This window comes from Sphingobacterium thalpophilum (assembly GCF_901482695.1).
GTDB classification, from domain to species: Bacteria; Bacteroidota; Bacteroidia; order Sphingobacteriales; family Sphingobacteriaceae; genus Sphingobacterium; species Sphingobacterium thalpophilum.
The window spans coordinates 908,635-929,355 of the sequence record NZ_LR590484.1; the positions used below are offsets into that span (position 1 = coordinate 908,635).

Below are 20,721 nucleotides of genomic sequence, written 5' to 3' on the forward strand. Positions count from 1 at the left end.
CGGATAGTTTCAGGGCTAGTGAAGCGGCATTGTTTGCATTAATTTTCCGTATCTTTACAGGTAAGGAGCACAGGTCACCTGCATGCCGGATGTGATGCGTCGCAGCAGTTTTCGCGCTCCAGGCAGCATAATAAATTAAAAAGGTCATGGAAACAAACAGAAAGTACAACACGCTGAGCAAAGAAGAAGAGTATGTCATCGTTCACAAAGGAACAGAGCGTCCATTTACTGGGGCGTTATTGGACAATAAAGCGAAGGGCACTTATATATGTCGGCGCTGTGACAGCCCGCTCTACCGGTCGGAGTCAAAGTTTGAATCTGGTTGCGGGTGGCCGAGTTTTGACGACGAAATCCCCGGAGCCATCACGCGTGAGACGGATGCTGATGGACGGCGGACCGAGATCCTCTGCAGCACATGTGGCGCCCACCTCGGCCATGTTTTTAATGGCGAAGGGTTCACCGCAAAAAACACACGTCATTGCGTGAACTCCATTTCGATGAAATTCGTAGCTGACCCTATGCCGTAAGTTTGGGTTTGGTCGATTCGCGGATTTTCAGTTCGCAGGGCAACACCATCTTGCGTGTTGCTTTTATTTTACCCTGCAGACGCAGCAAAAGGATATTGATCAGGTTTTCCGCAATCTCTTTGATCGGCTGGGAAACCACCGTAATAGATGGCTCGAGCAATTTAAATACAGTATGGTCGTCGAAGGCAATCATCGCCGGCATGGCAAAACCATAGCTTTTAGAAGCCTTCAGTCCAGAGATCGCCAGATAGTTGGTCGAAAATAAAACGGCATCCAAACGGTTCTCGCAGATAAAATCTCGCAGGGACTCCATGGCCTCTTCATCCGAAGCGTCCATTTGCACCTTCTGGATGAAGCTCTGCTGTTTGTTGTTATCCATGGCCTTCAGATAGCCTTCAGAACGTTCCTTCATCTGTGTCTGGTCTGAATATAGCGACACAAAGCCAATACGCTTGTATCCCTGCTGGCAGAGGTGGTTGCTGGCATCAAAAGCTCCCTGAAAATTGTCCGCGCCCACATAGTCGGTTTCCAGCGACGGAAAATAACGGTCAAAGAGCACCACTGGAATATTATTTTGCTGCAGCTGCTTCACCGTGTCTTCCAGACCGTCTGATGGTGTGATAATAAAGCCATCGACCTGGCGGTCGTAAAACATCTGGATAAGCTCCTTTGCCTTCGCAACATCGTTGTTGGTACTACAGTAAATAATACGGTATCCCTGCTCATACACTTTGCTTTCGATCAGACGTGCGACGTTTCCAAAAAAAGGATTGGAGATATCTTCGATAATCAAGCCCAGAATCTTGGTTTTGCCCGTACGCAAACTCTTCGCCAGTTCGTTTGGCTTATACCCTACTTTCTTGACATAGTCCAGTACGCGCTTGGTCAAAGCTTCACTGATACGCTTTTCTTTCGCCTTGTCATTCAAAATAAAAGATACGGTGGTGACAGAAATTCCTAGCGCCTTTGCGATATCACTGATCAGAATACGTTTCTTCATGTAGAGTAGGTTTGTTAAGTTTTTATTTCGAAGATTACTAAAGTAAAAAAATTAAAGACAATTTACCAAAATAATAATAAAATTGCGCTAAAAGGTTTTATTTACTAATTTTAAGCAGTTTCAAATACCCGAAAACAAAACCTATGACAGGAAATAAACTATTAAAAACAGTACTGGGCGCAGTATTTCTACCATTTTGCGTTCAGGCACAGCAAAATTTAACAGCATATGTCAACCCCTTTATCGGGTCGGCGGACCATGGTCACGTCTTTGTCGGGGCCAATGTCCCCCTGGGAGCAGTGCAACTGGGGCCTACTCAGATCCCGCAGGTGTGGGACAAATTCAATGGATGGGACTGGTGTAGCGGTTACAACTATAAAAGCCAGGAAATATTAGGTTTTACACATACCCATCTCAGTGGAACAGGTATCGGCGATCTGAATGATCTGATGATCGTTCCGGCCAACGGAAAACTGCAGCTCACGCCTGCAGAATTCAACAAGATGCATACAGGCTATGGTTCGTCCTTCAAAAAAGAAAAGGAAGTGGCACGTCCGGGCTTTTATAGCGCCTATCTGGAAGACTATCAGGTGCAGGCCAACCTGACTGCTACAGAACGCGTGGGATATCACCAGTACAAATACGATAAAACGGACAATGCGCACATTCTGGTCGACCTTGGCTATCACATCAACTGGGATAAACCGACAGACACTTACATCAAACAGGTCAATGATTCAACCTTTGTAGGTTACCGTTTCTCCACAGGCTGGGCCAGTGATCAGAAACTCTATTTTGCCATCCGGACATCGCAGCCGATACAGAAGGTACGATTTTTCGACGGTAAAGATGAAAAACTTGGGCAGACCACATTCCAAGGGCAGGCGATCAAAGCAGCGCTTTTCTTTGATGCTGCTAAAAACAGTACCATGGAGCTGAAAGTCGGAATCTCGCCGGTCAGCTCAATCAATGCCCTGAATAATATCGAGGCCGAAACACGCGGCTGGAATTTCGAAAAGGTAAAGCAAGAAGCCGATCAGCGCTGGAATAAAACTTTGAACAAAATCCAGTTTGAAGCAGACAAAGAGACAAAGACCATCTTCTATACCGCGTTATACCACACTTACTTTGCACCGACGATCTTTAACGATGCCAACGGCGATTATATGGGCACCGATAAGCAGGTATACGAAAAACAGGATTTTGTCAATCATACCGTATTCTCGCTGTGGGACACCTACCGTGGGCTGCATCCGCTGATGACAATCCTTGAAGATCGCAAAATCAACCAGGACTTTATCAAAACCATGCTGGCCATTTATCAACAGCAGGGCAAATTGCCCATGTGGCATTTACAGGGAAATGAGACCAATACCATGGTTGGCCTTCCAGCCATACCGGTCATTGCAGATGCACTGCTCAAAGGGATTATAGATGAAAAAGATTATCCCTTGGTATGGGAAGCGGTCAAAACAACGGCCATGGGCAACGATCATGGTTTAAAATACGCCCGCGATCTGACCTACATCCCTATCGACAGCATGCCAAATGAGTCCGTGGCCTGGGCATTGGAGTACGCCATTGCGGACTTTGGCGCTTATAAAATTGCGGAGAAACTTGGGAAGACAGAAGATGCCATCTACTTCAAAAAGCGTTACAAACTTTATGAGCAATATTTTGATAAGGAAGTCGGCCATTTTGTCGGACGCAAAGCCAATGGTGAGTTCCGCCGCCCCTTTGACCCGTTAATGGCCAAGCACCGTGAAAACGATTACTGCGAAGGCAATGCATGGCAATACACCTGGCTGGTGCCACAGGATGTCAAAGGCCTGATCAGTCTTTTTGGGGGTGAAGAGAAATTTTTAAAGAAACTAGATTACTTCACAACCATGTCGTCAGACCTGGGCGGCGAAGCTTCGCCGGATATCTCTGGTTTAATCGGTCAATATGCGCAAGGCAACGAACCGAACCATCATATCCCCTATCTGTATGCCTACGCGGGCCAGCCATGGAAAGGGGCTGCACTCGCGCGTAAAGCAATGACCGAATTCTACACCAATACACCAGCCGGACTTTGCGGAAATGACGACGTAGGCCAGATGAGTGCCTGGTACGTCTTTTCAGCGATGGGATTCTATCCGTTAAATGCGATGAGTGGCGTCTACGTCTTTGGTTCACCGATGATGGACCATGCCAACATCAATCTTCCAAATGGCAATACTCTGTCTATTAAAGTGAAAAACCAGGGCAAAACAAACACGTACATCAAATCGATCAAATTAAACGGCAAGCCCTATACAAAAACATTTATTACCCATGCTCAATTATTGCAAGGGGGTGATATGGAAATTGAAATGAGTGCAAGACCCAATAAGAACTTCGGTAAAAACAAAGCAGACTGGCCCTCGAGCGTAGACAATAATTAACTGAAATATTGTCAGTAAAACCTTCGTGGATTAATATTTGTTAATACCTTAATACATATTAAGGAGAACAACAATGACAGATTACAAAAACATCAATATACAGGACATCCCCGATGGTGGCGATAATCCAAAGGACTTCTATGAAACTTTCAAAGAAAGACTGGAAGACATGGAAACATTTCCTAAAGATTATACATACAAGTTTATCTTACCGAAAGACCAGGATCATTTCAATCAGATTCAGCGAGTATTCGATGATACAGATGCCAAATTTGATTTCAAGGACTCCAAGACAGGTAAGTATACTTCCATCACGGTAACGCTGCCCGTCAAGGATGCCGATCAGGTTATTTACTTCTACAAGGAAGTAGCCAAGATAAAAGGTGTAATTATGTTATAAAAAACAAGAAAGGCTGTCGAATTGACAGCCTTTCTTGTTTTACTTCTCCCCCACACTTAACGTAACAAATAGCTCGATCTGACTATCTCATTGAGCCAAATCAACACATCCCTTGTTTTCGAAACTGCAAAGCGAATGATGACACAAGTATTTTTATCGCTTAACATGCTCATCTTTGATGATACAAAAAAGCCCGCTTTCCAGCGGGCTCTTTCAGTATGTTAAGAAAATATTTATTCTTGACCAGCGCCAGCTATTGGAGCTTCGCCTGGAGTTTTATCCTGCTTTGGTTTTTCTTCTTTTGGAGGACGAGGCAACAATGCTTTCCGGGAAAGCTTCATTTTACCCTGTTTGTCAATATCCAGAAGTTTAACAGTTACTTTATCACCTTCTTTGAAAATACCGTCCATCGTTTCAAAACGTTTCCAGTCAATTTCAGAGATATGCAACAAACCATCTTTGCCTGGCATAATTTCCACAAAAGCACCGAAAGGCATGATCGATTTCACTTTACCTTCATAAGTCTCACCTACCTCAGGTTTAGAAGCGATTGCCTTGATACGGCCCACTGCATCGTCAATAGAGGCTTTATTGTCCGCAAACACCTGAACAACGCCTTTATTGTCCACTTCTTCGATCGAAATCGTGGCACCAGTCTCGCGTTGCATTTCCTGAATGATCTTACCACCCGGACCGATCACAGCACCGATAAACTCTTTATCAATCAGCAACTGAACGATACGTGGCGCGTGCGGTTTATAATCCTCACGAGGAGCCGCTATCGTTTTCTTCATTTCACCCAAGATATGTAGACGGGCTTCTTTTGCCTGATCTAGAGCTTGTGTCAACACTTCCCATTTCAGGCCGTTGATTTTCAAGTCCATCTGGCAGGCAACGATACCTTTTTCAGTACCGGTTACTTTAAAGTCCATGTCTCCCAAATGGTCTTCATCGCCAAGGATATCAGATAGAATAGCGTATTTACCGGTTTTTTCGTCAGAGATCAATCCCATAGCGATACCCGAAACAGGAGCTTTTAATTTCACACCGGCATCCAAAAGCGCCAAGGTACCGGCACATACTGTTGCCATTGACGATGAACCATTGGATTCTAAGATATCAGAAACAACACGGATCGTGTAAGGATTTTCAGAATCAGAAGGCAATACCTGCTTCAACGAACGCATGGCCAGGTTACCATGACCAACTTCACGACGGCCGGGACCTCTATTCGGTCTCACTTCACCTGTAGAAAATGCGGGGAAGTTGTAGTGCAGAATAAATCTGTTATATCCATTGATAAACGCGCCATCAATCATCTGCTCATCATCCTTGGCACCCAAAGTGACCGATGTCAATGATTGTGTTTCACCACGGGTAAATAGAGCCGAACCATGTGCTGCTGGCAGATAATCCACCTCAGACCAGATCGGACGCACTGTGCGTACATCGCGGCCATCCAAACGGATACCTTCATTCAGCACCAGGTTACGAACAGCATCGTATTGTACGTCATGGAAATATTTTTTGAACAGAAATTCGGTGTCCTCGTCCAGCTCTTCAGGCATCGTCGCTCTATATTCTTCTGCAATTTTTGCGAAGCTCTCCGAACGCTCATGTTTCGCCGAAGCTGATTTGGCAACCGCATATACTTTATCATAGGTAGCAGCGTAAATCGCCTCTCTCAATTCGAGATTTTCAGGCTCGTGGTTGTACTCACGCTTCACGGTCTTTCCAACCAAGTTGGCCAGTTCCACCTGAGCTGCAATCTGCTTTTTGATTGCTTGGTGTGCAAAGGCGATTGCTTCGACCATTTCAGCTTCCGAAATCTCTTTTGCCTCACCTTCTACCATACCGATATCTTGCGCAGATCCAGCAACGATAAACTCTAAAGTAGCCTTTTCAAGCTCGGACAATTTCGGATTGATCACCAGCTGGCCATCAATCTTAGCGACACGAACTTCTGAGATGGGGCCATTAAATGGAATATCGGAAACTGCAATAGCAGCTGAGGCTGCAAGTCCGGCCAATGCATCCGGCATGATCTCTTTGTCTGCCGAGATCAAACTGATCTGAACTTGAGTTTCGGCGTGGTAATTCTCGGGGAACAATGGACGCAATGCGCGGTCTACTAAACGGGAGATCAATACCTCATAGTCGGATAATCTCGCTTCGCGACGTAAGAAACCACCCGGGATTCGGCCTGTCGCCGCATATTTTTCTTGATAGTCTACTGAAAGTGGCAAAAAGTCCACGCCAGATTTTGCTTCTTTGGCTGAAACGACTGTCGCCAGCAACATCGTATTGCCCTGTTTTAATACTACGGCGCCATCAGCCTGTTTAGCCAACTTGCCTGTAGACAATTCGATCTGGGTGCCATTACCCATATCGATGGTCGTTTTAATTTCGTTGTAATTCATTTAATCTTATTTGTGACATGCTTTTCATCTTTTGGCAGCATGCCGATATTTTAAATACATTAGATTTCAGCACAAAGGTAAATTAAAATATTAAGATTAATGCAATTAACAGCAGGCGAAATTACGCAAATACCAGCACTTCCTCACATTTGCCTTCTTAAGCCGCAGGGTCAACGCATAAAAAAGATTATCCTAAATAAACCTTAGGTTGAATAATCGATTCTATGGTACCTCTATGGTACCCCCCTTTCTGTTCCCACCGAATCCGTTATACATTTTCCAAGTAATGCAGGACGACATATAACATTTCGCGGCTTTTAAGCTCCAGTGCAATGAGTTTCAGCAAGAATATTTTTGTTACGCAAACGTAGGTTCTCTCTTTCAATTTTAGAGGTGAAGCAAACGAAGATCAGATGAGTACCAAATTCTTCCTTTAAATAGTGTTTGTTCAGTGTTTGTTCAGTGCTTGCTCAGTGATTACTCAGTACAGACTGTATAAACATTGACTAAATACTGTCTAAAAATTGATTAAAAAATGTCATTAGGCATAACCTGATACTAAGATGTTTCCGTTTTAATGCTTATCTTGATTATCTATTTTCTAATCGGTTAGTTATGATAATCATCAAAAATGGCTGACACCAGATCTTATGATGCCTTCTTAATCCTCTATAACGCAGTAAATAATGAGGTTGAATATCCATTTTTGACGAACAACTCTAAAAACAGCTTGATAGCTGGCAAACAAGGTATTATTATTCCAGGAAATGGAAAGGAAGCGACCTATGAAGTACATACAAACAAAAAAAAGCCATCCAGAATCTGGATGGCTTTCAAAATTTTTATCAAAAGCTTATTTGATGATATCACGCAAGCCTAAAGCTTTGATGATAGCACGGTATCTTTCAATATCAGTTTTGTACAAATAAGCCAACAAAGAACGACGTTTACCTACTAGTTTTTGTAGGGCACGTTGCGTACCGAAGTCTTTTCTGTTTTTTTTCAAATGCTCAGTTAAGTGAGCAATTCTTTTTGTAAATAAAGCAACTTGACCTTCAGCAGATCCAGTGTTGGTAGCTGATCCAGCAAATTCTGCGAAGATATCAGCTTTGTACTCTTTACTTAAATACATCTCTTGAATAATATTAAAGCGTTTAAAAATTTATTAATTGCGTGCAAAGGTAGCAAAAACTTTGGCATTATCAAATTAAAATTGACAGCTGAATATCACACCTTCACATATATCTTCTTCTTATCCAACCAATAACAGATAACCCACATCAATGTCAAAAAGCACAATGAATACACGAATGAGCCGATCTCGGGAATACCCGGGATCTTGGCACAGACATATTTATAAAACCAGCCAAAAGCATCTAAATAACGCGCAGTGCCATCATCTTTTGTCCCATCTGGAATACGGAACAACCCGAGCAGGCGTGGCAAAATACCGCTCAGCACAAATATAAACAGCGGGTTCTTACCAAAAACATCAAAAAATTGTGTCAGTTTATTTTTTACACCCTGCACCTCAATAAACCAGATCATGCCCCCAATGGTCATTATTGCCAGACCTGTTGTATAGAGGACATAAGAACTGGTCCATATTTTTTTATTGATCGGGAAACCCAAAGCCCACACCCAAGCTAATACAAGCAGGATAAATCCCGTCACAAACATACCAGCAAGCAGTTTGAAATGCGGCTCATTCGAAGCGGGCACCTTCGTCCACAGCCAATCCACCTGGCTCTGTTTTTTTATGAACACGCCGACCAGATAACCAAATGCAACCTGCACCACAGCTGGCAGCGTACTCATCAGCCCTTCGGGATCGAATGGCACCCCTTCCCCCTTATACACATGTGGCAATCCAAGAATAGCAATATCGTATTTAGTACCGAACCATCCTTCCAGGCTGTAAGGATCAGCTCCACCAGCCAATGCGCAGATCGCCCAGTACAGCAATAAAATAATAGTGGAGATCGTGATAATTGCCTTCTCTTTAAAATAATAGGCCAGTATGGAAGCAAAACAATATGCGATGGCAATACGCTGCAATACACCGAGAATACGGATACCACGGCTCGGATCCAGTGGATCCACCCAGTGTTTAAAGACCAGTTCAGCTCCCTCCCATTTGACAAAAGGCCACCAATTGATAAAAAGTCCTATCGCAAAGATCAACACGGTGCGCTTAAGCACTTTTTTCCAGAAAACCGCCGGCCCTGCTTCCTGCAGCCGCGGAATCACAAAGGACATGGCATTGCCGACCGCAAATAAAAAGAAAGGGAAAACCAGATCTGTTGGCGAGCAGCCATGCCAGGCTGCATGTTTAAGCGGTGTAAACATGTACGTCCATGTCCCGGGATTATTCACCATAATCATCAGTGCCACAGTAGCCCCACGAAATACATCCAAGGAATAATAGCGTTGTTTTATCATAAATTAAGTGATTAGTGAGTAAATATAAGGTATTTAGAATACATTTTTATGCAAAATTTATCAATACAACAGCACAATCACGCGAAAACAATTCCTTTTCGTCATAAAGTCAATCCATGTAATCGTTAACCGAGAGATTTTTAAATAGAATTTTGGAGATTTTTTTAAACTAGGACACATACCCCAACATTATTAATTTCCCACCATTTTGTTACAATTCTAAATCTTTAACTCGCTTAACACATAAAAAACAATACTTTTTAAATTTGTTTAAAAAGTATTTGCAACTTGATTTTATTTTAATATATCTTTAACAAAAGTTTAACCAACTTTATGAACATTGAGACCAATGGAAAAAGAAATTTTAAAAAGCCTATATTTTGATGCAACCCTTTCGATTGCAGAGCTGGTAAAAAAGCTAACGAAAAGCACACCTTCCATTACAAAGGCTATTAACCGTCTGTTGGATGAGAAAATTATTATTGAATGTGGTTTCGCGGAGTCGACAGGTGGAAGACGACCTATTCAATTTGCGCTCAACCCCGATTTAGATTTTCACATACTAACTATTTCAGCAGATCAATACTTTTCTACATTTACACTAACAAATTTAAGCCATGTCGTTATAGCGGAATTCCGGGACGTTCCCTTAGAATTGAAGGGCAGCAATTCTTCGAACCAACTCTTGTCTGAAATAGAAAATATTTTAGCTTCTTCTTCCATTCGTATAGATCGTTTAATTGGTATTGGGCTAAGTATGCCCGGCTTCGTCAATTCTGAATTGGGAGTCAACGAATCGTACCCTGCCCAGCATCCACTCTATAAAATCAAAAAAGATATAGAGAAAAAATATCGGGTACCTACCGTAATCGAAAACGACTCCCGCTGCATTGCCCTTGCCGAAAAAGAATTTGGTCTGGCAAAAAATATCAAAAATTCACTGATCATAAACTTAAACTGGGGCGTCGGATTAGGGATCATTATTAATGGAGTTGTATTCAAAGGCGAATCGGGATTTGCGGGAGAGTTTAGTCATATTCCGCTTTCCGACAATAATACCCTTTGCTCCTGCGGAAAACGGGGATGCCTGGAAGTCGAAGCCTCGCTCAATGCTGCTATTAGAAATACGGAAAACGATATTGCAAACAATGAATATTCAATCTATAGTACGTTTGTAAAACGTAATTTAAATAAGATCGATGCGCTGATTGAGTCGACCAACGCAGGAGATCAGATCGTCATCAACAACCTCGGAAAGATAGGGTACATGCTAGGAAAAGGCATCTCCACCTTAATCCATATACTAAATCCAAAACAGATAATTGTCAGTGGAAGAGGCGCCGAATTCGGACGCATACTAAATCCACAGATACAGATTGCAATAAATGAATTCTGCATCCCTGACATAGCAAAAACTACACAGATACAGATGTCTGAGTTAAACAAACAAGCGCAAATAAAGGGCACTGCTGCTATAGTGGTCGAAAGCCATATCAACAGTATCCTAACTAAATAATTATTACCAAAAAACTAAACAATGAGTCTATTCTACAAAAAAACAGCTGGTTTAGCGTTATGCACTCTCTTCAGTGCATCTTCACTATTTGCACAGCAGGGCATTTCTGGAACAGTTTCAGATGCCAATGGGCCAATCGCGGGGGCAACCGTATCTGTCAAGGGAACAACTAGGGGGACCCAGACAGCAGCTAATGGATCCTTTACGATCCAAGCTTCACAAGGGGAAACACTACGCATTTCCTTAGTCGGCTACAAAGCTCAAGAAATTGTGGTCGGTGCGACTAAAACGATTAATATTACGTTGACCGCTGATGCCTCGGCACTTGATGAAGTGGTCGTTACAGCCATGGGAATTAAACGTGAATCAAAAGCACTGGGTTATGCGGTTAGCACAATCAAAGCCGAGGAACTGACTAAAGCAGGTAATACAAACTTTGGATCAGCTTTATACGGAAAAGCTTCCGGCGTGAAGATCACAACTGCACCTGGTGGGGCCTCCAGTGCGGTAAATGTGCAAATCCGTGGTATTAACTCCTTAAATTATCAACGTCAACCTTTATATGTTGTCGACGGTGTAATTATCCGAAACGACGAACAATATGGAACTAAGGGAGCTAACAATAACAATTACTGGGATGATCAACGTATTCGCGGTAATGGTATGCTCGACATCAACCCTGCAGATATTGAGAGTATGTCTATCCTGAAAGGATCAGCAGCAAGTGCATTGTACGGCTCCGATGCAGCGAGTGGGGTGATCGTGATCACGACAAAAAAAGGAATTAAAGGAAGAGGTTTGGGGGTCGATTTCAATTATACAGGATCATTCGAACGTGCTGCCTTCTTACCCAAATTCCAGAACATCTATGGTCCAGGCTATGATGCTGCTACAAATTTGGCAAATGGCGCAACAGAGGAAGGCTGGATAATCGATGATAAATCTCCATCTGGAAGACGCCCTTATTTCCGTTCATACGGCAACTTTGGACCTAAATTTACAGGCGAGGAAGTGCGCTGGTGGGATGGATCGGTTAAAAAGTATGAAGCTCGCGAAAATAATTTTAGAGATATCTTTGATAACGGATATAATTCAAATATCAACTTTGCTATTTCCAATCAAACCGAAAAAGTAAATTATCGATTGAGTGGTACACGTATGGACTATAAAAGTACAAGTCCTGGTTCAAAACAAAGCAGAAACACATTTAATTTAAATAGCACAGTAAAGATGCATGAAAAATTGTCACTGGACCTGGTCGCTAACTATACGAATACAAAAACACACAATCGCTCACAATTACTTGGTCAGGTGTTAGGTAGCTTCGGAGGTTTCTTCAGCCGTACCGAGGATATGGCTGTTTTGAAGGAAAAATATCAAACCACTGATGGATATAAGTATTCTGCATTTGGAACAGGTCGCGATGAAGATTTTGTCTATACAATTCGCCCATACAACTTGCTAGACTACTTTTGGTCGCAATACAAAAATAGTTATGACGAAACAGAAAATCGTTTGTTAACGAGCGCAACTTTAAATTGGGATGTCATCAATCATCTAAAACTAAGAGGTCGTATCGGAAACGATTTTACTTCGGCTGCTATCACAGACAAACAATTTAATCAGCATGCAAGTAGATACAACAACGCCGAAAGTAGCTCCGGAGGCTTTTCAACTTCAAAAGGCATCTACTCCATTCTTTATGGCGACGTATTAGCAACTTACTCAAATAAAATAAACACGGATTGGGACTATAGTGTAAGTGCTGGATTCCAATCCCGGGAAGAAAACTATGACGACCAGTTCTCTACTACAAAAAATGGATTGGTCAAAGAAAATTGGTTTAGTATAAGTAACAGCTATTCGCCAGCGACCACAACTAATGAACGGAAGAAAAAAATAAAGTACGCTTACTTTGGTATGGCTAATATCGGTTATAAAGGTTTTGCATATTTAGATGGAACCTATCGTTCTGAATATTCCTCAACCTTACCAATTGGCAACAATAATTACAAGTACGGTTCAATAAGTGGAAGTTTTATTTTTAGCGATGCATTTGGCTGGAAATCTGACAAACTAAATTTCGGAAAATTACGTATTTCTTATGGTATCGTGGGAAATGATGCTGGAATATATGTTGCCAACGTAACAAACAGCCAGACTTCTCTCGAGACAATCAACGGGTCGATCCCAGCGCTGACTTACAGCGGAAAATACGGAAATTTAGCACTAATGCCAGAGATGAAATATGAATGGGAGTACGGATTAGAAACGAAATTTCTAAAAAATAGACTCGGTTTAGACTTAAGTTACTATCATAACTACATTGATAAGCAGATCCTGGATTTACAAAATGAGCCTTCTCGAGGTGCGACTTCGCAAACAGTCAACGTCGGGCGTATTTCAAATAAAGGTCTAGAGGTATCACTTACAGCAACCCCTATCCAACAGGAGAATTTTAGCTGGAATACCCGACTGAATTATTCTTTCAATAAAACAATGGTTGATGAATTCAGCGGTGGTGAAACCGAGATTGTATTCTATAGTGCTGATCAAAGTTCATTAAAAGTCGTAGCAGAAGCAGGTAAAAAACTGGGAAACATTTATGTTTATGATATTGCCAAAGATGAAAAAGGCAATAATCTGATTTCCGACGAGGGTTATTATGTAATTGACAAAACAAAATACAAATACGTCGGTAATATATTACCAAAAGCTATTGGTGGTATGACCAATACATTCAACTATAAAAATTTGTCTCTTGACTTCACAGTTGATTACCGTTTCGGAGGAAAAATGGTTTCTGAAAACCAAAAATATGCCATGGGTGCGGGGATGTATGAAAACACGCTAGAATATAGAGACACTGGTGTGACATTGGATGGTGTGAATCAAAACACGGGAGACAAAAACACAGTACATCTTAGTGCTGCAGACTATTATATGAATACATTCAATTGGGGTGCTGATTCATGGTCAGAAAAAGGTGCTGTATATGACAACTCATACATCAAGATGCGTGAACTATCTATAAGCTATCGTATTCCTTCTTCTGTAACCCAGAAACTCAAATTAAATAACGTACGTGTATCATTACTTGGAAGGAACCTATTCTATTTCTACCGAACGCTTGAAAACCTCGATCCAGAATCTCCAGTCGGAAATCAGTGGTGGTCACAAGGTGTTGATGTAGGATCAAATACAGCAACAAGAAGTTTCGGTATTTCACTAAATGCTAATTTTTAATCGAAATTAATCATGAAAAAATCACTTTCTATATTCCTATTTTTCGCATTATCCATGTTATGTCTTACAGGGTGTAAGAAACAACTGGAAGATGCCTTCGGAAATCCGGATCAAACCACCGAAGCCAGTATACCGGGTTTTTTTGCGGACCTATTAAATAATGATAGAGTTAGACCTTCTTATTGGCACTACAGAACATTTATTCTTTCGAGTCATTCTATTTTCGCACAGACCTCATCTTTTATTCCAGCCAATAATATGTATCAGCCTAATGATGGCTATTCAAATGATTATTGGAAAGACTTTTATTCTCCGGGGGTATTGGGTGTTTATAGAAAAATGGAAGCTGATTACGGAACTTTAAATCCAGATATCAAAGCTAAACAAGAAATTTTTCTTCAAGCAGCTAAAGTTGTTTTATACGATGAGGCATCAAAGTTAATAGATAATTTTGGAGATATCCCCTTCTCTGAAGCGGGTAGTTTACCATTGACAAGTATCGCTAAAAAAGCAAAATTTGATGATCAAAAAGAATTATACTATTCTTTTATTGATGATCTCAAAGCGCTTAACACTTACTTTACTTCGGCTAAAACCACAGGCGATTTTTCAAAATTTGATATTCTAAACAGTGGTAATATTGATAAATGGAGACGTTATACCAACTCTTTACGGCTCCGCCTGTTAATGCGAATTTCTAATGTGGATGAAGGAAAAGCACGGACAGAAGTTTTGGAAATGCTTAATAATCCATCTACTTATCCGTTAGTAGACGGCGATGCCAATGCGAACTATTCACCAGAGAGTACGGATATTTTACTTCAGCCGTTAAGAACCTACGCTGAATCGTTAAGACAAGCATTGACTGAGGGCAACAATCAATATGCTAGCGATTATATGTTGAATAAGACTATGAAACCGGCTAATGATCCTCGCATTCCTGTGTTTTACGATAAATTTGGTGTTACGAAGGACGGAAAATTCACTCCAAACAAGGAATACAATGCCATGCCAATCACATTCACTGAGAACGACATATTGACAAACTACCAAAAATATGCAGTATTGGACTCAGCGACGTTTTTTGATAATGCAAAGCTACCGGGTATAGTTGGGACGGCCTCAGAAACAAATTTCGCAAAAGCTGAAGCATATTTAAGATGGGGAAATGATAACGATGCTAAAGCCGCTTACGATTTAGCTCTTAAACAGTCTGTGACTTTTTACTACTATCTTAACAATTTAAATACCGCAGCAAAAAAACGAGAAACAAAACCTGATGATGCTGTAATCAATAATTTTGTTAACAATTCAAGTGTAAAATACACAGGTAGCTCGGCTGCAAAATTAGAATTGATTCTCACTCAAAAATGGGTTCATTATGGCTTCCTGCAAGCACAGCATGCCTGGTCTGAATACAGAAGAACAGGATATCCTAAAATTACCGTATTAACAGCAGGATTAGCAAACTATTCTACTCCACCGACCAGGTTCTTATACCCTACAGGCGAGATCTCCTACAATTCTGAAAACTACGAGGCAGTAAAATCGAAAGATACCCGTGACACCAAAATTTTCTGGGACGTAAACTAAACTACATCATTTCAATGAACTGAAAGCCACTCTTGGGTGGCTTTCTTTTTTGTCATTTTCAGTATATTTATACATGCAAAAACTCACAACAATTCTATCCACCGTTCTGCTGGCTACCGCTTCGACAGCCGTCTTCGCTCAGGCGCACAACGTATCTGCCGGCTATCAAAAGCCCACTGATCCTTTGGTCATCGAAAACCTCGAACAGTGGCAGGACATGAAATTTGGACTGTTCATGCATTGGGGCACCTATAGCCAATGGGGTATTGTGGAAAGCTGGAGCCTATGTCCTGAAGACGAAGGCTGGACGCAACGCAAACCGGAACACGGAGCAACGTACAATGAGTACGTCAAAAACTACGAAAATTTGCAGACAACCTTTAACCCCACAGATTTCAACCCGCAAAAATGGGCCGATGCGGCAAAGGCAGCCGGAATGAAATATGTAGTGTTCACAACCAAACACCATGACGGATTTGCAATGTTTGACACCAAACAGTCGGACTATAAAATCACTTCTTCAAAAACGCCCTTTTCCACAAACCCCAAAGCAAACGTCACCAAAGAAATCTTCAACACCTTCCGCAATGACGGTTTTAAAATCGGAGCCTACTTCTCAAAACCGGACTGGCATACAGACTACTATTGGTGGCGGTATTTTCCTCCGAAAGACCGCAACGTAAACTATGATCCACAAAAACATCCTGACCGCTGGCAGAAATTCAAAGATTTTACCTACAATCAGATCAATGAACTGACTTCGGAATATGGCAAGGTAGATATTTTATGGCTGGATGGCGGCTGGGTACGTCCTTTTAAAACGATAGACCAATCTGTCGACTGGCAGCGTACGATCAAGGTCGAACAGGATATCGATATGGACCGTATCGGCAACATGGCACGGAAAAATCAGCCCGGAATCATTGTTGTCGACAGGACAGTACCCGGAAGCTGGGAAAACTATGTTACCCCCGAACAAGCAATTCCGGAGCATCCTCTGGATATTCCCTGGGAAAGCTGTATTACCATGGGCGATTCCTTTAGCTATGTGCCTAATGATAACTACAAGCCAACGAAAAAGATCGTGGAAACATTAATAAAAATCATCTCCCGCGGCGGCAACTACCTGCTGAATATTGCCCCCGGTCCCAACGGCGACTACGACAAGGCTGCCTACGACCGTCTCCACGAACTTGCGGCATGGATGAAAATCAACCAAAGCGCTGTATATGCCACGAGAACTATCGCACCATACCACCAAGGCGATTATTATTACACACGAAGCAAGGACTCCAAAATAGTGAATGTCTTCCATCTTTCTGAAGGTGATGCTTATGAGCAGCCCAATGAATATGTTTTTCAGGTTCCTGATAACTTCAAAGTCAAAAAAATCACTATACTGGGCCACAAGGGCCGCGTAAACTGGTCTCAACACGATAATCAGATCACGCTGAGAAGTCCAAGCACCCGTTTCAGTTACGCGACTGCCATACAGTTACTCAGCAAATAAGTTGAATCCTCGGGATTTTTTCCGAGGATTTTCAACAAAATACGGGTCCTTAAAGTATGCTAACCGAAGCTATATTATATAGCCGCTCTATGCCGCCTAAATTCTTTCAGTACCTTTTACACAACAGACTACCCTTGCTCAACAAGTATTAATATCTCATTCCAAATGAAAAAAATTGTGTTTCTCTCCGTTCTATTGCTGGTTTTACTATCCGCCTGTTCAAGCTATAAACCTCGTTTGATTTTGTCCGAACAGATCTTTCAACAAGGACAGGTGGACTTCAAACAATGTCATGCATCCACCATCCAGTCCATTGGCAAAGACAGCTTATTGGTCGCCTGGTTTGGAGGTACGCATGAGTCCAATCCGGATGTTGTCATCTGGAGCTCGCTTTTTGCAAACGGACAATGGCAGCCTCCCTTGCAGATTGCAGATGGCATTGTTGGTGATACTCGCTATCCAACCTGGAACCCTGTCCTATATCAATACCCTTCCAGTGATTCGCTGTATTTATATTATAAAGTTGGTCCTAACCCACGTGAATGGGCCGGCTATGTGAAGTATTCTCTGGACAGTGGCCGGCATTGGTCGGCAGCTTCCCGTCTACCTGCTAAAGTCCTCGGACCGATCAAAAACAGGCCCCTGACACTGGCTGATGGCTTGACCCTGTCTCCTTCGAGCACAGAGTCAAAAGATGAAATCTGGAAAGCACATATAGAAGTCAGCCGTGACCAAGGGAAGACCTGGACCATCAGTCCTATACGCCCAGACACAAGCATCCAGGTGATCCAACCGAGCATTATCGAACATGCAGACGGCCGCATTCAGGTGCTTTGCCGCAGTAAAGAAAACCAGGTCATGACAGCTTTTTCTTCGGACCAAGGACAAACCTGGGGCCCATGGCAATCGACCAACCTGCTGAATCCAAACGCCGCTACGGATGCTATACGATTGAAAAATGGCATGTTTATGATTGTTTATAATCCATCGACTGCCGGCAAGCAATGGTGGGAAGGCCGGACGCAACTGCATGTAGCCACCTCCAAAGACGGTTTGCAATGGAAAGATCGGCTAACGCTGGAAAACGGGGTGGAAGGCGATGAATACTCCTACCCTACGATTATACAAGATAAAAGCGGTCTGATCCATATCACTTATACCTGGAACAGAAAAGGTATAAAACATGTGGTAATCAAATAATAAAGGGGGATCTGCTTACTTGAGATCCCCTTTATTAAAGGAATTTATTAAAAGGAATAATCTTTCGAAAGTACAATTTCGGTTTCGAGACGGATGTCGTCGGATGACGCTCCTATCAGTAGCTTGAATTTACCTTTCTCGGTCTTCCATACGCCCGACGCATCCCACAGCTTCAGGTCTTCCTTGCTCAGACGAAAAGTATACCTTGCCTTCTTCCCTGCCGCAATAGGTTTCCGTTCAAAGCGTTTCAGCTGCATAATCGGAGTGACAACCGAGCTGACCACATCGACGACATATAATTGTGCGACCTCTTCTCCGTCAAGGTGCCCGTTATTTTCCACATCAAAGGATATATCGCAGCTAAAATCAGCTGCCGTCTCATTTACGTTGACATTCAGGTTAGAATATGCAAACTTAGTATAGCTCAAACCATAACCGAAGGAATACAGTGGTTTGGCAGACATCTCCACATAATCATGATGCTTAGGCTTCGCGTGATTGTAGTGTACAGGCAGCTGACCTACGGAACGGGGCACAGAAATTGGCAGACGCCCCGCAGGGTTATAATCGCCAAAGAGCACATCAGCGATAGCCAACCCACCTTCTTGTCCCGGGTACCATGCATTGACAATTGCCGGAATATGTTCGGAAGCCCAGTTTAGGTTCAATGGCCGCCCCATAATAGTTACCAGAATTACAGGCTTTCCTGTCGCCTGAACCGCTTTCAACAGCTTCAGCTGATCTCCCATCATATCCAATGACACCCGGTCAAATCCTTCACCGCTTTCCATATCACTGACTGTATTCGGATCAACATTTGCCGCGCCTGTCGCCTGATAAGAAGTTTTGAAATCCCGTGCGCTTGATCCACCGAGTACAAGCACGACGGCATCTGCCTGAGCAGCAGCGGCGACGGCCGCCGCGATGTTGGAATTGGCAGTATCGCGGATAGCACAGCCCTTCACATAGTCAACTGTTGTTCCTTTGGACACTGCGGCCCGGATTCCTGCCAATACGGTCTGAATTTTTCCATCCGCCTGTGGCGCAGTATAATCGCCTAACTGATTATAGGCGTTATCTGCGTTGGGTCCAATAACTGCAATCCGACGTAACGATTTACGCAATGGCAGCGTATGCTGTTCATTTTTGAGCAGAACAATGGATTCTCTGGCTACTTGTCTGGCTACAGCTCTATTTTCGGCTGTCGCCACCTTCTGTGTCACCAGCTTTTCGTCTACATAAGGGTGCTCAAATAATCCTAGATTAAACTTCATGCGTAAAACCCGTGCCACCGCGGTATCCAATACAGCAGGCTCAACCAGTCCCTGTTGTACGGCCTTGAGCAAATTATCGCCATAGCCCGTTCCGCTCAGGTCAACGTCTAAGCCTGCGTGGATACTCTGCGAGGCAGCATCCATACCAGTCTCTGCTGTAGCATGTCCGCCGTTCAGGCCGGATATACTCAACAGATCGGAGACTACAAAGCCATTAAACCGCCATTCTTTGCGCAAAATTTGCTTTAACAACCATGGGTTGGCCGAGCAGGGAATGCCGTCAATGCTGTTATACGCCGTCATGACCGAGCCCGCCCCCATCCTTACTGCCCGCTCAAAAGGCGGTAGGAAATAGTGACGAAGACTACGTTCACCAAAAGATACAGACTCTCCATTATGCCCACCATCGGGCGCTGCATAAGCAACAAAATGCTTTAAGGTGCCGATTATCTTATCTGGCTGCCCAAGTTTTTCGCCTTGGAACCCACGGATCATGGCAGTTCCCATTTCACCGATCAGGTATGGATCTTCGCCATAGGTTTCCTCTGTACGGGACCAGCGTGGGTCACGTGCAAGGTCCAGCACTGGGCCATAGCCGTTTTTCCCTCCCACAGCAGCGGTCTCCTTCGCGATCGTGGAAGCCATTTGTTCAATCAGCCCCGGATTCCAGGTACTGGCCTGGCCGATTGCTGTGGGAAATACAGTCGCACCAATAGCCATATGTCCATGCGGAGCTTCCTCAGAAAGCAATAACGGGATGCCGAGACGCGTGCTATCTACCATATAGCGTTGAATAGCATTGGTTGCACGGGCGGCTTCCACCGGACTAAGGCCATTCAACAATGTTTTTTGCGTCCAGGGATCGGCACGCAAGGTTGCCCATAACAAACCGATATGCTGCTCTTTCACCGCTTTCCTTAATTTGTCACTGACACTGATATTCTTCCCTGTCTTAGCATACATGTCCCATCCCAGCAGCTTGCTTAGCTGCCCTACTTTTTCCTCTACCGTCATACGCGCCAAAAGATCATTGACCCGTTTTTCGGTAGGTAGATGACTATTTTTGTAGGGTAGTTGTTGTGCGTTAAGCTGGGGGTGAAGCAGTGATGCCATCACCGTCATGCAGAGTATTCGGAGTTTCATTTCGTTAATTTATCGGAGCTATGC

13 protein-coding genes are annotated in these 20,721 nt (G+C 43.1%); 8 read left to right on the forward strand and 5 right to left on the reverse strand.

Annotated elements, in window-relative coordinates:
* Positions 1–146 precede the first annotated feature (146 nt).
* Positions 147–527, forward strand: coding sequence for a methionine-R-sulfoxide reductase (locus FGL37_RS03970; RefSeq protein ID WP_037534693.1), 381 nt, complete (start codon positions 147–149; stop codon positions 525–527).
* Here the strand turns inward: FGL37_RS03970 and FGL37_RS03975 are convergent.
* Complete coding sequence (locus tag FGL37_RS03975; RefSeq protein ID WP_028072505.1) at positions 517–1,527, reverse strand: LacI family DNA-binding transcriptional regulator; 1,011 nt, start codon at positions 1,525–1,527, stop codon at positions 517–519. The genes FGL37_RS03970 and FGL37_RS03975 overlap by 11 nt on opposite strands.
* Positions 1,528–1,670: 143 nt before the next feature.
* On the opposite strand from FGL37_RS03975, the gene FGL37_RS03980 reads away from it, so the two are divergent.
* A complete protein-coding gene (locus FGL37_RS03980) occupies positions 1,671–3,953 on the forward strand; it encodes a GH92 family glycosyl hydrolase (RefSeq protein ID WP_028072504.1) in 2,283 nt (760 codons plus the stop codon).
* A 73-nt stretch (positions 3,954–4,026) separates the two neighbouring features.
* Positions 4,027–4,353 carry a DUF493 domain-containing protein gene (locus FGL37_RS03985; RefSeq protein ID WP_051607384.1) on the forward strand — a complete coding sequence of 109 codons (327 nt, stop codon included), beginning with the start codon at positions 4,027–4,029 and terminating at the stop codon, positions 4,351–4,353.
* A 233-nt stretch (positions 4,354–4,586) separates the two neighbouring features.
* Here FGL37_RS03985 and pnp read toward each other — a convergent pair whose 3' ends face one another.
* From pnp to FGL37_RS04000, 3 genes are all read right to left on the reverse strand, one after another.
* Entirely contained in the window at positions 4,587–6,773 is a 2,187-nt protein-coding gene (gene pnp, locus FGL37_RS03990; RefSeq protein ID WP_028072502.1) for a polyribonucleotide nucleotidyltransferase, read from the reverse strand.
* A gap of 853 nt (positions 6,774–7,626) precedes the next feature.
* Complete coding sequence (gene rpsO / locus FGL37_RS03995; protein ID WP_028072500.1) at positions 7,627–7,905, reverse strand: 30S ribosomal protein S15; 279 nt, start codon at positions 7,903–7,905, stop codon at positions 7,627–7,629.
* 95 nt (positions 7,906–8,000) lie between these two features.
* Entirely contained in the window at positions 8,001–9,215 is a 1,215-nt protein-coding gene (locus FGL37_RS04000; protein WP_232048628.1) for an acyltransferase family protein, read from the reverse strand.
* 349 nt (positions 9,216–9,564) lie between these two features.
* Here FGL37_RS04000 and FGL37_RS04005 point away from each other — a divergent pair, with 349 nt between their 5' ends.
* The 5 genes from FGL37_RS04005 to FGL37_RS04025 all read left to right on the forward strand — a co-directional run bounded on the left by FGL37_RS04005 (position 9,565) and on the right by FGL37_RS04025 (position 18,280).
* Positions 9,565–10,731, forward strand: coding sequence for an ROK family protein (locus tag FGL37_RS04005; protein WP_028072498.1), 1,167 nt, complete (start codon positions 9,565–9,567; stop codon positions 10,729–10,731).
* A 21-nt stretch (positions 10,732–10,752) separates the two neighbouring features.
* Positions 10,753–13,977 carry a SusC/RagA family TonB-linked outer membrane protein gene (locus FGL37_RS04010; protein ID WP_028072497.1) on the forward strand — a complete coding sequence of 1,075 codons (3,225 nt, stop codon included), beginning with the start codon at positions 10,753–10,755 and terminating at the stop codon, positions 13,975–13,977.
* A gap of 12 nt (positions 13,978–13,989) precedes the next feature.
* Positions 13,990–15,570 carry a SusD/RagB family nutrient-binding outer membrane lipoprotein gene (locus tag FGL37_RS04015; RefSeq protein ID WP_028072496.1) on the forward strand — a complete coding sequence of 527 codons (1,581 nt, stop codon included), beginning with the start codon at positions 13,990–13,992 and terminating at the stop codon, positions 15,568–15,570.
* Positions 15,571–15,643: 73 nt separating this feature from the next.
* A complete protein-coding gene (locus tag FGL37_RS04020; protein WP_028072495.1) occupies positions 15,644–17,080 on the forward strand; it encodes an alpha-L-fucosidase in 1,437 nt (478 codons plus the stop codon).
* Positions 17,081–17,245: 165 nt separating this feature from the next.
* Complete coding sequence (locus FGL37_RS04025; protein WP_028072494.1) at positions 17,246–18,280, forward strand: sialidase family protein; 1,035 nt, start codon at positions 17,246–17,248, stop codon at positions 18,278–18,280.
* A 47-nt stretch (positions 18,281–18,327) separates the two neighbouring features.
* On the opposite strand, the gene FGL37_RS04030 is transcribed toward FGL37_RS04025, so the two are convergent.
* Positions 18,328–20,697: a glycoside hydrolase family 3 N-terminal domain-containing protein gene (locus FGL37_RS04030; protein WP_037534690.1), complete on the reverse strand. Its 2,370-nt coding sequence runs from the start codon at positions 20,695–20,697 to the stop codon at positions 18,328–18,330.
* Positions 20,698–20,721 lie beyond the last annotated feature (24 nt).

Coding starts and splice junctions, on each gene's coding strand:
- FGL37_RS04030 (WP_037534690.1), bottom strand. CDS start 20,697: ATGAAACTCCGAATACTCTGCATGACGGTGATGGCATCACTGCTTCAC.
- FGL37_RS03975 (WP_028072505.1), bottom strand. CDS start 1,527: ATGAAGAAACGTATTCTGATCAGTGATATCGCAAAGGCGCTAGGAATT.
- FGL37_RS03985 (WP_051607384.1), top strand. CDS start 4,027: ATGACAGATTACAAAAACATCAATATACAGGACATCCCCGATGGTGGC.
- FGL37_RS04000 (WP_232048628.1), bottom strand. CDS start 9,215: ATGATAAAACAACGCTATTATTCCTTGGATGTATTTCGTGGGGCTACT.
- FGL37_RS04020 (WP_028072495.1), top strand. CDS start 15,644: ATGCAAAAACTCACAACAATTCTATCCACCGTTCTGCTGGCTACCGCT.
- FGL37_RS04005 (WP_028072498.1), top strand. CDS start 9,565: ATGGAAAAAGAAATTTTAAAAAGCCTATATTTTGATGCAACCCTTTCG.
- FGL37_RS03970 (WP_037534693.1), top strand. CDS start 147: ATGGAAACAAACAGAAAGTACAACACGCTGAGCAAAGAAGAAGAGTAT.
- FGL37_RS04010 (WP_028072497.1), top strand. CDS start 10,753: ATGAGTCTATTCTACAAAAAAACAGCTGGTTTAGCGTTATGCACTCTC.
- FGL37_RS04015 (WP_028072496.1), top strand. CDS start 13,990: ATGAAAAAATCACTTTCTATATTCCTATTTTTCGCATTATCCATGTTA.
- FGL37_RS03980 (WP_028072504.1), top strand. CDS start 1,671: ATGACAGGAAATAAACTATTAAAAACAGTACTGGGCGCAGTATTTCTA.
- pnp (WP_028072502.1), bottom strand. CDS start 6,773: ATGAATTACAACGAAATTAAAACGACCATCGATATGGGTAATGGCACC.
- FGL37_RS04025 (WP_028072494.1), top strand. CDS start 17,246: ATGAAAAAAATTGTGTTTCTCTCCGTTCTATTGCTGGTTTTACTATCC.
- rpsO (WP_028072500.1), bottom strand. CDS start 7,905: ATGTATTTAAGTAAAGAGTACAAAGCTGATATCTTCGCAGAATTTGCT.